The following is a 13951-nucleotide window of genomic DNA, read 5'->3' as shown; positions in this document are numbered from 1 at the left end:
TCAAACACATCTCACTCTCGAGGCTTTCCCAACGCATCGGCACTTCGGCGGTACGAAGACCAGGAAGTTGACAATATTGTAGGACTTAGGAACTGTCAAAAAATAACTTTTACAAGTTGACGTGCCCGGATAGGATGAAGGGATGGATGAGAACGAAGCTGGGATCGCAGAGAAGTTCAAGTCATTGAGTTAGGACTTACGCAAAAAGCCGCGCGTGAACGCGGACACGAATTGTTACAAAACGACGTAAACCCGGAGCGGCGCGGAGTTTCGTAATGTTGAGGGCATGACGAAACATCTGAGCCGCCTGGGCTACTGCCAGTACCTGCTGACGAGCCCGACCAACTGCACGCTGACCAACTTTGCCGACCACGTCGACGATATGAGCCACGATGCCATCAACCGGTTTTTGCGCCGCGAGCACATGACGCCGCGCCTCGTGTGGGACAACGTGCGCGCGCAGATCGTCCCGCATGACGACGGCTGCATCGTGTTCGACGACTCCGTGACCGACAAGGATTTCTCGCACAAGATCGAGCTCGTGCGGCGCCAATACAGCGGCAACGCTCACGGCCTCATCAAGGGCATCGGCGTGGTGAACTGCGTCTACGTGAACCCGCACAGCGGAGAATACTGGGTCATCGATTACCGCATCTACGATCCGGACGGCGATGGCAGGTCCAAGCTCGATCACGTGCGCGACATGCTGACCAATGCGGTTCATCACAAGGGCTTGCCGTTTCGCCGCGTCCTGATGGATACGTGGTACGCCACGAAGGATCTGATGCTGTTCATCGAGTCGCTGGGCAAGACGTACTACTGCCCGTTGCGGAGCAACCGGCTGGTCGACGACTCCGGAGGCAAATCGCCCTACCGGCATGTTGATTCGCTGGAATGGGATGCTGAGACTCTCGCGCACGGCAAGACAATCAAAATCAGGGGCTTTCCGAAACATCACAAGGTGAAGCTGTTCCGGGTCGAGGTGTCCACACACCGCACGGACTGGGTCGTGACCAACGACCTCACTCAGGACTCCTCTCAGGCGACACAAGACGCGTGTGGCCTGCGCTGGAAGATCGAGCAGTTTCACCGCGAGGTCAAGCAACTTACGGGCCTTCAGCGTTGCCCGTGCCGCAAGGCGCGCATCCAGCGAAACCATATCGCCAGCGCCGTGCTGGTGTGGGTCCGCCTGGCCGACATCGCGCGACAGACGAAGCGTACGCTCTACCAGGTCAAACACGAAATGCTCGATGATTTCCTCCGCCGTGAACTCAAAAATCCGTCGGTCCCAATGCGTTTTGCGTAAGTCCTAAAGGTTTCCTTCAAAAGCCTGGGTTGTCAGACCCAAATTGCTCTCGGAGTTACAAAGATGAAAAAGACTCTCATGGTCGCCGCCCTTTCGGGCGTATTTGCAACCGCCGCTCACGCTCAAAGCAGTGTGACGCTGTATGGTTTGATCGACGCTGGCCTGACGTACACAAATAATCAAGGCGGCCAACATAACTTCAAGATGACGAGCGGCGCGGTGAACGGCAGCCGTTGGGGCCTGCGCGGCGCTGAAGACCTCGGCGGTGGCCTGAAGGCAATCTTCACGTTGGAAAACGGCTTCAGCATTGCTAACGGCACGCTGGGTCAAGGTGGTCGTCAGTTCGGCCGTCAGGCATTCGTTGGTCTGTCGAGCATCCAATACGGCGCTGTGACTCTCGGTCGTCAATACGACTCCGTGGTCGACTATCTCGGCCCGTTGGCTCTGACCGGCACGCAGTACGGCGGCACGCAGTTCGCGCACCCGTTCGACAACGACAACCTCGACAACTCGTTCCGTATCAACAACTCGGTCAAGTACCAGAGCGCGAACTACGCTGGCTTCAAGTTCGGCGCACAGTACGGCTTCTCGAACCAGGCTGCTGGCTTCTCGAACAACCGCGCTTACAGCGTCGGCGCATCGTATAACTACGGTCCGTTGAACGTTGCTGCAGCTTACTTGCAGTTGAACAACTCAGTAACGGGTGCAGGAGCCGCTGCGGCGCTGTCGAACAGTGGCGGCGCTGTCGCGGGCGACAACACGTTCGTAGCAGGCCTGCAGCGCACGTTCGGTGCTGGCTTGAACTACGCGTTCGGTCCGGCAACGGTTGGCTTCGTGTTCACGCAAACGAAGCTTGAAAACGCATCTGGTATCTCGGGCGGCGCAATCAGCGCGACCAAGGGCGTTGGAATTGGTAACTACGCTCGCTTCAACAACTATGAGCTGAATGGCCGTTACGCACTGACCCCGGCCCTGAACCTGGCTGGTGAGTTCACGTACACGGACGCTCGCCTTGATGGCGTGAAGCCCAAGTTCGAACAGGTCGGCCTGCAAGCGGCGTACTCGCTGTCGAAGCGTACGGACGTGTACCTGCAAGGTGAATACGTTCACGCGTCCGATCTGGGCGGCACCGGCCTTGGCGCTCCGATCACCGGCGTTGGCATGTCGTCGACCCCGAATCAAGTCTCGGCAACGGTTGGCATTCGTCACCGCTTCTAAGTCTTGTTCGAGGCTTGGCGCCTGTCTAGTCGGCGTTTTACGTCAGGATGAACGGGGCGGCGCCTGCATGTCAGGCGCCGCATTCGCAGCATTCCATTTTCACCTTAATATTCGCAGGGGAGAATTATGAGCGAAAAGTCGTATGTACACAATGCCATCACTTGGGCAAAACAGAGGCTTGACGAGCTAGATATTACCATCTCTGAACTCGAAACATCGTCCGGGAATCTGAACGACAGCGCGCGCGAAGAAGCTGATCGCGCACTGACCCGCTTGAGGGAGGCGCGTACCAAGTTAAATGGATATGTAGATGATCTGCGTCTCGAGACGGTTGCGGCAAAGCAAAGGGGCGAAGTAATTCAGAAAGCAATCGACACTGAGTGGGTCGAAGTCGAATTGGCTTTCCGTGACTTTCTATCCGCTGCCAAGGATCATGCAGACACTGTACGTAACGTCGTTCTTGCGCGAGCGCGAGCTCAGCACCAAGCATGGGAGACTACCCTGAAGAACTTGCACGACCAAGCGGCAGATGTTGTGGAGAAGGCGCGCGGAGACCTTGACGCCGCGATGCGGCATCTTACCGACGAGGCACAGAAATTCCAGCGGCGGATCGGTGAGGTTAGAGATGCTGGGGACGAATCTTGGTCTGCTGTGAAGAGCGGACTTACAGATGTGAAGGACGTTCACGGCCATGTGATACAAAAAATCAAAAATGCTTTTTCGAAACTGCGTTGAATGACGGCGCTCAGTGAGAGCAGCGAATCTAAAACTCAATGTTTGTGCTAAACCGCTCCACAGGCGGTGGCCGCTATGGGCATTGAATGACCGCCGCGGTAATTTGTGAAGTCTTGCAGGGGCGATCACACACGGACTTCCGGCGAGAGTGGGAAACATCACGTGTAAAGGAAGCGCGAATGTGCGCGTGAACCGGCAAATCACCCGCCATTTTGGAGTACGCTGGTGCGCCAGCAGATCGAAGGCACGAGTGCAGCCGCGTTGGCCTCGTCAGGAAAGGCGAACGTGTACGGAAACAGGTGCGATGGCAACTAGCGCGCATGGGTGGGACCTGGCGGGGCTCGTGGAAGGCTGCCGGGCATGTCTTCGATGCGGAGCATGTGTCCCTTGCCACATACGGGGCAGTCGCGCAGTGACTTGCCGGTGAGTCGCTGGTAGCGGTCACGGTAGTCTTCCCCGGGCTCGACTGCGGCAACGGCGGGAGCCTCGACGCCGAGCAGCCGCCTGCAGGTGGCGAGCTTGTCGGCACGGTGGCAGTTGGCGAGCCACCCGTAGCTGCGAATGCGCTTGAAGCCCTCAGGTAGCACATGCAGCAGGAAGCGACGGATGAACTCGTCGGCGGTAAGCGTCATGGTTCTTTGTCTGGACTCGTGCCGATAGTCCTTCCAGCGGAACTGCACGGTGTGCCCGTCGAAGGCGAGCAGCCGGTTGTTGGAGATGGCGACGCGGTGGGTGTAGCGGCCCAGGTAATCGAGCACGTGTTCGGCACCGCCAAAGGGTGGCTTGGCGTAGACCACCCACTCCGCCCGTGCCGCGGGTGCAAGCCAGGCTGCGAATTCGACGGGATCGCTCAGGGACTCGAACTGACCGTGCAGGCGCAGCCCGCCGGCGTCGTAAGCGCGACGCAGCTGTTCGAGAAACAGGCGGCGAAAGAGCCGTGACAGGACCCGCACGGGCAGGAAGAAGCCCGGACGGCAGGCGATCCAGCGCTCGCCGTCCGGGGAGATGCCGCCGCCCGGCACAACGCAATGCACATGAGGGTGATGCTGCAGATTCTGTCCCCACGTATGCAGGATCGTGAGGAAGCCGATCTCGGCGCCCAGGTGCTTCGGATCGGCGGCGATCGTGCGCAACGTTTCGGCGCTGGCGCGAAACAGCAGATCGTAGAGCGTCCTCTTGTTCTGGAACGCGAGAGCGGCGATGGATTCGGGAAGCGTGAAGACGACATGGAAATACTCGGTCGAGGGGAGGAGTTCCGCATGCCGGCGTTCGAGCCATTGCGCGCGGGCGAGTGACTGGCACTTCGGACAGTGCCGGTTACGACACGAGTCGTAACTGATGCGCTGATAGCCGCATGCATCGCACTGCTCGAGATGGGCACCAAGCGCTGCGGTACGACACAGCTCGATGGCACTCATCACGCGTCGCTGCACACGACTGAGCCCCCCGGCATGGGATAGCCGGAAACTGGGCCCACACTGGCGGAAAATGTCCGCCACTTCGAGCGCCGGTCGCATGACTGCGCTCAGAAGTACTGGGGCGCAGGTGGCGGGAATGGAATGGGTGCAGGGTGCGGCAGCAGGTCGAAGGGACTGGTGGTGGCGCACACGGTGCTGGTGGCGACCCTCAAGTACCGGGACGTTGTCGATAGGGACCTGTGGCCCATCAGCAGCTGGATCCGGCGCACGTCAGTACCGGCTTCCAGCAGATGCGTGGCGAACGCGTGTCGCAAAGAATGGGGTGTCACGGGTTTGGTGATGCCGCTGCGCTTGCGTGCAAGCTCGCATGCGTCGCCCACGGCATGGCGGGTGATGGGCCGCCCCGCAATGCTGCCTGGAAAGAGCCATTCCTTCGGATGGGCGTCCTGCCAGTACAGTCTCAGGATCTCGAGCAGCCTGGGCGAGAGCATTACATAGCGATCCTTACGGTTCTTCCCCTGGTTCACACGGATCACCATGCGCTTGCTGTCGATATCAGTGACCTTCAGATGCACGACTTCGGAGACACGCAGTCCGGCGGCGTACGCGGTCATCAGGATGGTGCGGTGCTTGAGACTGGCGACCGACTCGAAGAAGGTGGTGATCTCCTCCAGGCTGAGGACGACTGGCAGTCGGAACGGCTTCTTCGGTAACGGAAAGTCCTCGTCGCTCCAGGGTCGCTTGAGCGTCACACGGTAGAGAAACCGGAGTGCGCCGATCGTTGCGCCGAGACTGGCGGGTGCCAGCTTGCGTTCTTCGCGGAGGTAGATGAGCCAGGCCCGAATCTCCTCGGGACCCAGCAGTTCGGGCGAACGGCGAAAGTGGCGGGCGAAACTGGCTACCTGAATCAGATAGGACTTCTGGGTATTCTCTGCAAGGTTGCGGATCTGCATGTCATGCAGCATGCGTTGGCGCAGTGGCGTCATGGCGAGCCTCCTGGAAGCAGTGGATGGAATGCCCAACCGGGCGTTCACATACTGCTCCCGGCGATACCACTCACCACCTCGCCGGGGTTCAGCGCCAGACAACCCTCTTCATGAAACGTCAGCCACGGACCTGTGCCTACCTCCCACTACCGCGTCAGCGGTTTAGTGTACGCCCATGATGGCGTGCCATTTGCAGGGTGAAAGTCCCTGCCGGAGTTGGCCACAGCTCCGTAGCTGAAGGTAACTGCGTCGTCGTGAGGCGGGGTGGGGAGTAACCGGAAGCGAACTGTCGGTCCGTAGGTTAACGAACCTGTTTCGGCGGGGTATGGCGGCGAGCCTGCACTAAAGTGGCGAAGCCTGGAAGTAACACAGCACGCTGTCGTGGCGGACAAAGCGGTGCGGTGGCGTACCACGTGTTTGAGGACGGAACGATGGGAAGGTGGCACGAAGCAAGTGGGGAGACCTGCCGGCGAGGTGAACGCTGGCAGGAGTCAGAGTCCCGATAGTACTGCACACGGAAGAGTCGAGCCGTGGAGACCTGCGTCAGAGCAAAAGGCGCACTAGGGAAGCGGGGCAGGAAAGTTGATAGCAAAAGACCGGAAGGAAGCAAAGATGAAGATCGAAGCATCGCCAGTGTCGGAAACGACTAGACGAGATGCAGACGCGCTGGGAAGCTGCGTGCAGCGGAAATTCGCGTCAGCTTCAATCTGGACGGACGCTATGTTGGCTGCTCTACGAAATGGAGTTAAAGGAGGTAAGTGGCACAGTTTGATTGACAAGGTGTTTCGCCTGGACACGCTCGCGCTGGGGTGGACTCAGGTCGAGAAGAACGCCGGGGCGGCGGGAGTGGACCGCATGAGCGTGAAGCGATTCGCGCAAGCGCGGGACCGCTACCTTGCCGAACTGGCGCAAGCATTGCAGGATGGTAGCTATCGCCCGCAGCCGGTGCGGCGTGTCTACATACCGAAAGGTAAAGGACGTCGTCCGCTCGGTATACCCGCTGTAAAGGATCGCGTCGTTCAGGCGGCCCTGAAGCTGGTAATCGAGCCGATCTTTGAGCATGAGTTCGAGCCGAGAAGCTACGGCTTTCGCCCGGGCTTGGGTTGCAAGGATGCGCTGCGCGAAGTGGACCGGCATGTGAAAGCGGGCTACTGCTGGGTGGTCGATGCCGACCTGCAAAGCTATTTTGACTCGATTCCACACTCACCTCTTCTTGCGAGAGTGGCAGGGCGAATCTCGGACGGCCGGGTTCTGGAACTCATCCAGTACTTTCTCAAGCAAGACATCATGGAAGACATGACGCGTTGGACGCCGACTTCCGGCAGTCCTCAAGGGGCGGTTGTCAGCCCCTTGTTGGCAAATCTGTACCTGCACGAGCTTGACGTGGAAATGCGACAGGTAGGGCTGGTCATGGTGCGCTACGCGGATGACGCCGTGGTGTTATGCCGTACACGTGAGGAAGCGGAAGCTGCGCTCACTCGCATGCGGGCTTGGGTGGATGCGAACGGCTTGACACTGCACCCTGACAAAACCCACGTTGGGGATTGCCGGCTGGAGGGTCATGGGTTCGAGTTTCTGGGTTACCGGTTCGAGGCGGGTCAACGTTGGGTGCGCAAGAAGAGCCTCATGGGGCTACGGGATAAAATCCGGGCCCTGACCAAGCGTAACAGGGGTGACTCGATCGAGGACATCATTACGTCGCTCAATCCACTCCTGCGTGGTTGGTTCGGCTATTTCCAGCAGGCCCACCGATACACCTTCTCGTCCGTCGACGGCTTTGTTCGTCGCCGCCTTCGAGCGATCCTGCGTCGACAGCTTCATCGTCCGGGTCAGGGTCGATGCCTTCGCGATCACACGCGATGGCCAAATGCCTTTTTCGCTAATCTTGGGCTGTTCACGATGTCCGCAGCCCTTGAATCAGCGCGCCAATCCCGATGTGGAAACAACTGACTGGAGAGCCCGTCGCGGGAAAACCGCACACCGGGTTCGGAGGGAGGGGACGGCGACCGCCGTTTCCTACCCCTATACATGAGGAATTATGCGAAGCGACGGCTTATGCGAAGTGGTATAGCAGTGAAGTCGGCCGGCACGCGCACACCCTTTGCCAAAGACGTGTCGGCCGATTCGCATAATCAGAGGTCCTGCAGAAAGCGCAGCAGAGCATCGGGCGGTCGATAGCGTTTGCGTCCGAATTGCGGCGGCTCGAGCTTGGCCAACGCCTGTTCCTTCATCGTCAGATTCGCTTCCACATACGCGTGTGTTGTCACAGGGCTCTCGTGGCCAAGCCACAACGCGATCACGCCGATGTCAACACCAGACTGAAGCAAGTGCATTGCCGTGGAATGCCTCACGGCGTGCGGCGACACAGCGTCGAGCTGAAGATCCGTGCCTCGCGCCATTGCATCCCGCGCGGCCAGGTGAAGACGCTGGGCTACGTTCGCTCGGGTCATATGCCGGCCGTCGCGCGTGGGCAACAGCGGTGCATCCGCGCTGGGTTCGCCGTTCGTGCGCAACCAGGCGCGGACCTCCCGAGCGGTCGTCTTCCAAAGTGGCACCGATCGCTGCTTGCGGCCCTTGCCGTGCAGGTGCACGCAAGAACTCTCGCCAAGAACCACGTCATTGACGCGAATGCCAACAATCTCCGACACGCGTGCCCCGGTGTTGTACAGCATGGCTAGGAGCAGTCGATCGCGCTGGCCAAGCCATGAAGTCGCCGGGACGTCGATGATGGCCAGCATCTGCTCACGAGTGAGGTATCCGAGCATCGGCCGCTCATAGCGCTTCATGGGCACGGCTAGCGCTTGTTCGACCAGGTGTATGCATGTAACATCGCGCCTCGCGGCGAACCGCAAGAATGACCGGATCGCGGCCAGGCGAATGTTACGGCTGCGCACGCAGTTGCCGCGCTCTTGCTCCAGGTGATCGAGAAACTCGGCGATCAGGCGGTGGTCCAGGTCGGCTAGTTGCAACGTCGTAGGCGGCTTACCCAGGCGTGCCTCGGCAAATGCCAGGAGTAAGGCAAACGAGTCCCGGTAAGACGCGACGGTGCGTGGACTCAGTGCCCGCTGATTCGTCATGTACTCGGTGAAGAACTCCTGAACGAGGGCGGGAAAGGAAGCGGAGCCAGACTTACGCATGGGTAGCCTCCTTGCCCAGAGCGAAGCGCTCGAACTTGATGCCTACCTGCTCCATGAGCTGTGGCGTACCGGTCAGGTACCAATACGTGTCGGAGATCTTGGCGTGGCCGAGGTAGGTGCACAGCCAGAAGAGACACTGGTCCATCGTGGTGCCGTCTTCATGCCACCGTTGCATGCGCCGGACGGCGAACGTGTGCCTCATGTCATGGATACGAGGCATCGGATGCCCACCGCGAGGCACCCAGGCCAACTTGCGGCGCAGCAGTCCGAAGGTGTGGTTGACGATCGATTGAGTAAGGGGGGTTCCTGCCTGACTCAGGAAAAAGGCCATGCCGGCAGTACGTGGCACGGTACAATCGCGAATGATCTCGTACTCCCGCAAGGCTTGCACCACGCTGGCATGCAAGGGCAAGCGGCGCGACTTCCGATACTTCGTCTGCCGAATAACAAGCCAGCCGTTGTGCAAGTCGACGTCGTCGGCTTGCAGGTTGCGTGCCTCCGACACCCTCATCCCGGTCGACGCAAGCAGCCCGAACAACGTCTGATACGTGACGGGTCGCAGGCCGCCGATCGGTGTCAGCTGGCCTGCTGCCTGCAGCAAGGCGCCGATCTCGTACTCGAAATAGATGTGTGGCGCTAGCCGTTGATGGCCCCGTCCAAACGTGAAAGCATCGGGAACGACCGACTCTGGCTCGAACTGCCGGTAGTGCTTCGAAAACGGCCGCAGGACCTTCAACCGCCGGTGCCACGTCTCTGGGCCGCAGCCCAGCACCCCGTCTTGTGCCCAGTCGAGCTGGAGGTCGAGTGTCAACGGCCCCCGATGATCACGGGCATCCGCGTAACGCGCAAATCGTAGCAGTTCGCTGCCGCAACGCATCTTGAAACCGAGGCCGCGGCGCTCATCCAGATACCGTTGCACTGCAGCGAGCATAGTGGTGTTGTCAATGCTCATGACGCGCTCCCCGGCCACCGCATGGCAACTTCGGCAAGGGCGGCATTGTTCACCTTCGCGTAGATCATCGTGGTGTTGAGCTCGCGATGACGCAGGATGTCGGCCACGTCCTTGAGCGTTCCGCCATGATCGAGCAGGCGTTCCGCGAGCGTGTTGCGTAACGCGTGCGCCCGCACTGGAGGTAGTCCGCAGCGTTGAAAAGCCTCGAGAAGGACACGTCGCACCGTTGCTGCCCCGATCGGTTGCTCCAGCGGGGCGCGACAGCGCACAAAAAGGTGACGACTTGCGCATGAAGGCCGCTCATGTTGGAGGTAGGAGGCAATCGCACTTCCCGTGCTGTGCGGCAGCGGCAGTATGTCGACTCGGCGCGACTTGTTTCGGCACAGCCTCACGGTGCCGCTCTTCCAGTCGATATCGTCGAGGCCCAGGCCAACGACTTCGCTGGATCTCAGACCTAGGTCCACGAGACACCTGACCATCGCGTAGCCGCGCCGTGCCGAAGCAACGCCGGGGCCGAATGCACCGAGCAGTCTGGTCGTCTCGGCCGCCGTGAGCGTTTGTGGTAACGGTGCCAGTCGCCAGTTCGGCGGGCGAGAGATCGCCGAGACCAAGTGATTCACAGCGTCGCCATGTGAGGCGCGATACCGGAGGTAGCTGCGCAGCGCGCCGGCCAACGTTCCGGCGCTGGCGACACTCCATCGCTGGAGCATCTCGGTGAAGAACTGGCGCAGATGATCTGCAGTAAGCGGTAGCAGATCGGTTCGATCGGCGCTCACGCGCTGCTCAATGAATGGCCGCAAGGTGCGCAGGCGCAAGGCACGCGTGGTCGGAGCTAGCCCTCTTGCCAGGCGCATATAGTCGTCGTAATGCCGCAACTCCTCGTCAACGATGTCATTGCGTCCCTCGGTGATAGGGATGTCTTGCTCGTGAAGTAGTGCCCTCAGATGCGTTAGTGCTGCATGATGATGACCCCGATCGCGAGACACCTCTGGCGGACAACAGCAATTGGCGAGATGTCGGTCAAGGAAGAGTTCGGAACGCTCGACTGACGCGATTGCGCCACCGGGACGTCGCTGCGCCCAATGCGCAAAGTGGGCCAGGCAGTACGTATAGGAGCGCACAACCTTGCTGGCATAGCGACGCTCCACCAGTCGTTCCCGGAACGGTTGAACGAGTTCGGCGATGTTGCTGCGGAGCAGCCATGAAGTTGCTGCTGGACGGATTGAAGCGAGTGCATCCATAAAACCTCCTGTGGTTGGATTGCCACTGGAGGACACCACTTACGTTGTATAGGGGTAGGAAACGGCGGTCGCCGTCCCCTCCCTCCGAACCCGGTGTGCGGTTTTCCCGCGACGGGCTCTCCAGTCAGTTGTTTCCACATCGGGATTGGCGCGCTGATTCAAGGGCTGCGGACATCGTGAACAGCCCAAGATTAGCGAAAAAGGCATTTGGCCATCGCGTGTGATCGCGAAGGCATCGACCCTGACCCGGACGATGAAGCTGTCGACGCAGGATCGCTCGAAGGCGGCGACGAACAAAGCCGTCGACGGACGAGAAGGTGTATCGGTGGGCCTGCTGGAAATAGCCGAACCAACCACGCAGGAGTGGATTGAGCGACGTAATGATGTCCTCGATCGAGTCACCCCTGTTACGCTTGGTCAGGGCCCGGATTTTATCCCGTAGCCCCATGAGGCTCTTCTTGCGCACCCAACGTTGACCCGCCTCGAACCGGTAACCCAGAAACTCGAACCCATGACCCTCCAGCCGGCAATCCCCAACGTGGGTTTTGTCAGGGTGCAGTGTCAAGCCGTTCGCATCCACCCAAGCCCGCATGCGAGTGAGCGCAGCTTCCGCTTCCTCACGTGTACGGCATAACACCACGGCGTCATCCGCGTAGCGCACCATGACCAGCCCTACCTGTCGCATTTCCACGTCAAGCTCGTGCAGGTACAGATTTGCCAACAAGGGGCTGACAACCGCCCCTTGAGGACTGCCGGAAGTCGGCGTCCAACGCGTCATGTCTTCCATGATGTCTTGCTTGAGAAAGTACTGGATGAGTTCCAGAACCCGGCCGTCCGAGATTCGCCCTGCCACTCTCGCAAGAAGAGGTGAGTGTGGAATCGAGTCAAAATAGCTTTGCAGGTCGGCATCGACCACCCAGCAGTAGCCCGCTTTCACATGCCGGTCCACTTCGCGCAGCGCATCCTTGCAACCCAAGCCCGGGCGAAAGCCGTAGCTTCTCGGCTCGAACTCATGCTCAAAGATCGGCTCGATTACCAGCTTCAGGGCCGCCTGAACGACGCGATCCTTTACAGCGGGTATACCGAGCGGACGACGTCCTTTACCTTTCGGTATGTAGACACGCCGCACCGGCTGCGGGCGATAGCTACCATCCTGCAATGCTTGCGCCAGTTCGGCAAGGTAGCGGTCCCGCGCTTGCGCGAATCGCTTCACGCTCATGCGGTCCACTCCCGCCGCCCCGGCGTTCTTCTCGACCTGAGTCCACCCCAGCGCGAGCGTGTCCAGGCGAAACACCTTGTCAATCAAACTGTGCCACTTACCTCCTTTAACTCCATTTCGTAGAGCAGCCAACATAGCGTCCGTCCAGATTGAAGCTGACGCGAATTTCCGCTGCACGCAGCTTCCCAGCGCGTCTGCATCTCGTCTAGTCGTTTCCGACACTGGCGATGCTTCGATCTTCATCTTTGCTTCCTTCCGGTCTTTTGCTATCAACTTTCCTGCCCCGCTTCCCTAGTGCGCCTTTTGCTCTGACGCAGGTCTCCACGGCTCGACTCTTCCGTGTGCAGTACTATCGGGACTCTGACTCCTGCCAGCGTTCACCTCGCCGGCAGGTCTCCCCACTTGCTTCGTGCCACCTTCCCATCGTTCCGTCCTCAAACACGTGGTACGCCACCGCACCGCTTTGTCCGCCACGACAGCGTGCTGTGTTACTTCCAGGCTTCGCCACTTTAGTGCAGGCTCGCCGCCATACCCCGCCGAAACAGGTTCGTTAACCTACGGACCGACAGTTCGCTTCCGGTTACTCCCCACCCCGCCTCACGACGACGCAGTTACCTTCAGCTACGGAGCTGTGGCCAACTCCGGCAGGGACTTTCACCCTGCAAATGGCACGCCATCATGGGCGTACACTAAACCGCTGACGCGGTAGTGGGAGGTAGGCACAGGTCCGTGGCTGACGTTTCATGAAGAGGGTTGTCTGGCGCTGAACCCCGGCGAGGTGGTGAGTGGTATCGCCGGGAGCAGTATGTGAACGCCCGGTTGGGCATTCCATCCACTGCTTCCAGGAGGCTCGCCATGACGCCACTGCGCCAACGCATGCTGCATGACATGCAGATCCGCAACCTTGCAGAGAATACCCAGAAGTCCTATCTGATTCAGGTAGCCAGTTTCGCCCGCCACTTTCGCCGTTCGCCCGAACTGCTGGGTCCCGAGGAGATTCGGGCCTGGCTCATCTACCTCCGCGAAGAACGCAAGCTGGCACCCGCCAGTCTCGGCGCAACGATCGGCGCACTCCGGTTTCTCTACCGTGTGACGCTCAAGCGACCCTGGAGCGACGAGGACTTTCCGTTACCGAAGAAGCCGTTCCGACTGCCAGTCGTCCTCAGCCTGGAGGAGATCACCACCTTCTTCGAGTCGGTCGCCAGTCTCAAGCACCGCACCATCCTGATGACCGCGTACGCCGCCGGACTGCGTGTCTCCGAAGTCGTGCATCTGAAGGTCACTGATATCGACAGCAAGCGCATGGTGATCCGTGTGAACCAGGGGAAGAACCGTAAGGATCGCTATGTAATGCTCTCGCCCAGGCTGCTCGAGATCCTGAGACTGTACTGGCAGGACGCCCATCCGAAGGAATGGCTCTTTCCAGGCAGCATTGCGGGGCGGCCCATCACCCGCCATGCCGTGGGCGACGCATGCGAGCTTGCACGCAAGCGCAGCGGCATCACCAAACCCGTGACACCCCATTCTTTGCGACACGCGTTCGCCACGCATCTGCTGGAAGCCGGTACTGACGTGCGCCGGATCCAGCTGCTGATGGGCCACAGGTCCCTATCGACAACGTCCCGGTACTTGAGGGTCGCCACCAGCACCGTGTGCGCCACCACCAGTCCCTTCGACCTGCTGCCGCACCCTGCACCCATTCCATTCCCGCCACCTGCGCCCCAGTACTTCTGAGCGCA

At 60.0% G+C, this 13951-nt stretch carries 11 protein-coding genes; 5 read left to right on the top strand and 6 right to left on the bottom strand.

Going from position 1 to position 13951, the window contains the following annotated elements; all coding sequences use genetic code 11:
* The first annotated feature begins 286 nt into the window (after positions 1–286).
* From CJU94_RS38925 to CJU94_RS38915, 3 genes are all read left to right on the top strand, one after another.
* Complete coding sequence (locus tag CJU94_RS38925) at positions 287–1306, top strand: IS701 family transposase (RefSeq protein ID WP_095423834.1); 1020 nt, start codon at positions 287–289, stop codon at positions 1304–1306.
* Between the two features lie 63 nt (positions 1307–1369).
* Entirely contained in the window at positions 1370–2524 is a 1155-nt protein-coding gene (locus CJU94_RS38920) for a porin (RefSeq protein WP_095423833.1), read from the top strand.
* Between the two features lie 126 nt (positions 2525–2650).
* Positions 2651–3259 carry a hypothetical protein gene (locus CJU94_RS38915; protein WP_095423832.1) on the top strand — a complete coding sequence of 203 codons (609 nt, stop codon included), beginning with the start codon at positions 2651–2653 and terminating at the stop codon, positions 3257–3259.
* A 311-nt stretch (positions 3260–3570) separates the two neighbouring features.
* Here CJU94_RS38915 and CJU94_RS38910 read toward each other — a convergent pair whose 3' ends face one another.
* Complete coding sequence (locus tag CJU94_RS38910) at positions 3571–4776, bottom strand: IS91 family transposase (protein WP_095423831.1); 1206 nt, start codon at positions 4774–4776, stop codon at positions 3571–3573.
* An 8-nt stretch (positions 4777–4784) separates the two neighbouring features.
* Positions 4785–5663 (bottom strand): tyrosine-type recombinase/integrase, encoded by an 879-nt coding sequence (locus CJU94_RS38905; protein WP_095423827.1) that lies wholly within the window; start codon positions 5661–5663, stop codon positions 4785–4787.
* A 612-nt stretch (positions 5664–6275) separates the two neighbouring features.
* Here CJU94_RS38905 and ltrA (CJU94_RS38900) point away from each other — a divergent pair.
* A complete protein-coding gene (gene ltrA, locus CJU94_RS38900; RefSeq protein WP_095423828.1) occupies positions 6276–7613 on the top strand; it encodes a group II intron reverse transcriptase/maturase in 1338 nt (445 codons plus the stop codon).
* 182 nt (positions 7614–7795) lie between these two features.
* Here ltrA (CJU94_RS38900) and CJU94_RS38895 read toward each other — a convergent pair whose 3' ends face one another.
* The 4 genes from CJU94_RS38895 to ltrA (CJU94_RS38880) form a co-directional block, all read right to left on the bottom strand.
* Positions 7796–8800, bottom strand: a complete 1005-nt coding sequence (locus CJU94_RS38895; RefSeq protein WP_095423830.1) for a tyrosine-type recombinase/integrase — start codon at positions 8798–8800, stop codon at positions 7796–7798.
* Positions 8793–9752 carry a tyrosine-type recombinase/integrase gene (locus CJU94_RS38890; protein ID WP_095423926.1) on the bottom strand — a complete coding sequence of 320 codons (960 nt, stop codon included), beginning with the start codon at positions 9750–9752 and terminating at the stop codon, positions 8793–8795. The genes CJU94_RS38895 and CJU94_RS38890 overlap by 8 nt, the downstream gene beginning before the upstream one ends.
* Entirely contained in the window at positions 9749–10993 is a 1245-nt protein-coding gene (locus CJU94_RS38885) for a tyrosine-type recombinase/integrase (protein ID WP_095423829.1), read from the bottom strand. Before CJU94_RS38885 ends, CJU94_RS38890 begins: the two co-directional genes overlap by 4 nt.
* Before the next feature lie 124 nt (positions 10994–11117).
* Entirely contained in the window at positions 11118–12455 is a 1338-nt protein-coding gene (ltrA, locus tag CJU94_RS38880) for a group II intron reverse transcriptase/maturase (protein ID WP_095423828.1), read from the bottom strand.
* A 612-nt stretch (positions 12456–13067) separates the two neighbouring features.
* On the opposite strand from ltrA (CJU94_RS38880), the gene CJU94_RS38875 reads away from it, so the two are divergent.
* On the top strand, positions 13068–13946 hold the full coding sequence (locus CJU94_RS38875) for a tyrosine-type recombinase/integrase (RefSeq protein WP_095423827.1): 879 nt from the start codon (positions 13068–13070) through the stop codon (positions 13944–13946).
* The last annotated feature ends 5 nt before the right edge of the window (positions 13947–13951 follow it).

The sequence above is a fragment of the Paraburkholderia aromaticivorans genome, assembly GCF_002278075.1.
Taxonomy (GTDB): domain Bacteria; phylum Pseudomonadota; class Gammaproteobacteria; order Burkholderiales; family Burkholderiaceae; genus Paraburkholderia; species Paraburkholderia aromaticivorans.
This window is presented reverse-complemented; position numbering and strand designations above follow the sequence as displayed.

What these genes read in the sequence shown, in the direction of transcription:
- CJU94_RS38925 (WP_095423834.1), top strand. Translation starts at nt 287, where the DNA reads ATGACGAAACATCTGAGCCGCCTGGGCTACTGCCAGTACCTGCTGACG.
- CJU94_RS38920 (WP_095423833.1), top strand. Translation starts at nt 1,370, where the DNA reads ATGAAAAAGACTCTCATGGTCGCCGCCCTTTCGGGCGTATTTGCAACC.
- CJU94_RS38915 (WP_095423832.1), top strand. Translation starts at nt 2,651, where the DNA reads ATGAGCGAAAAGTCGTATGTACACAATGCCATCACTTGGGCAAAACAG.
- CJU94_RS38910 (WP_095423831.1), bottom strand. Translation starts at nt 4,776, where the DNA reads ATGCGACCGGCGCTCGAAGTGGCGGACATTTTCCGCCAGTGTGGGCCC.
- CJU94_RS38905 (WP_095423827.1), bottom strand. Translation starts at nt 5,663, where the DNA reads ATGACGCCACTGCGCCAACGCATGCTGCATGACATGCAGATCCGCAAC.
- ltrA (WP_095423828.1), top strand. Translation starts at nt 6,276, where the DNA reads ATGAAGATCGAAGCATCGCCAGTGTCGGAAACGACTAGACGAGATGCA.
- CJU94_RS38895 (WP_095423830.1), bottom strand. Translation starts at nt 8,800, where the DNA reads ATGCGTAAGTCTGGCTCCGCTTCCTTTCCCGCCCTCGTTCAGGAGTTC.
- CJU94_RS38890 (WP_095423926.1), bottom strand. Translation starts at nt 9,752, where the DNA reads ATGAGCATTGACAACACCACTATGCTCGCTGCAGTGCAACGGTATCTG.
- CJU94_RS38885 (WP_095423829.1), bottom strand. Translation starts at nt 10,993, where the DNA reads ATGGATGCACTCGCTTCAATCCGTCCAGCAGCAACTTCATGGCTGCTC.
- ltrA (WP_095423828.1), bottom strand. Translation starts at nt 12,455, where the DNA reads ATGAAGATCGAAGCATCGCCAGTGTCGGAAACGACTAGACGAGATGCA.
- CJU94_RS38875 (WP_095423827.1), top strand. Translation starts at nt 13,068, where the DNA reads ATGACGCCACTGCGCCAACGCATGCTGCATGACATGCAGATCCGCAAC.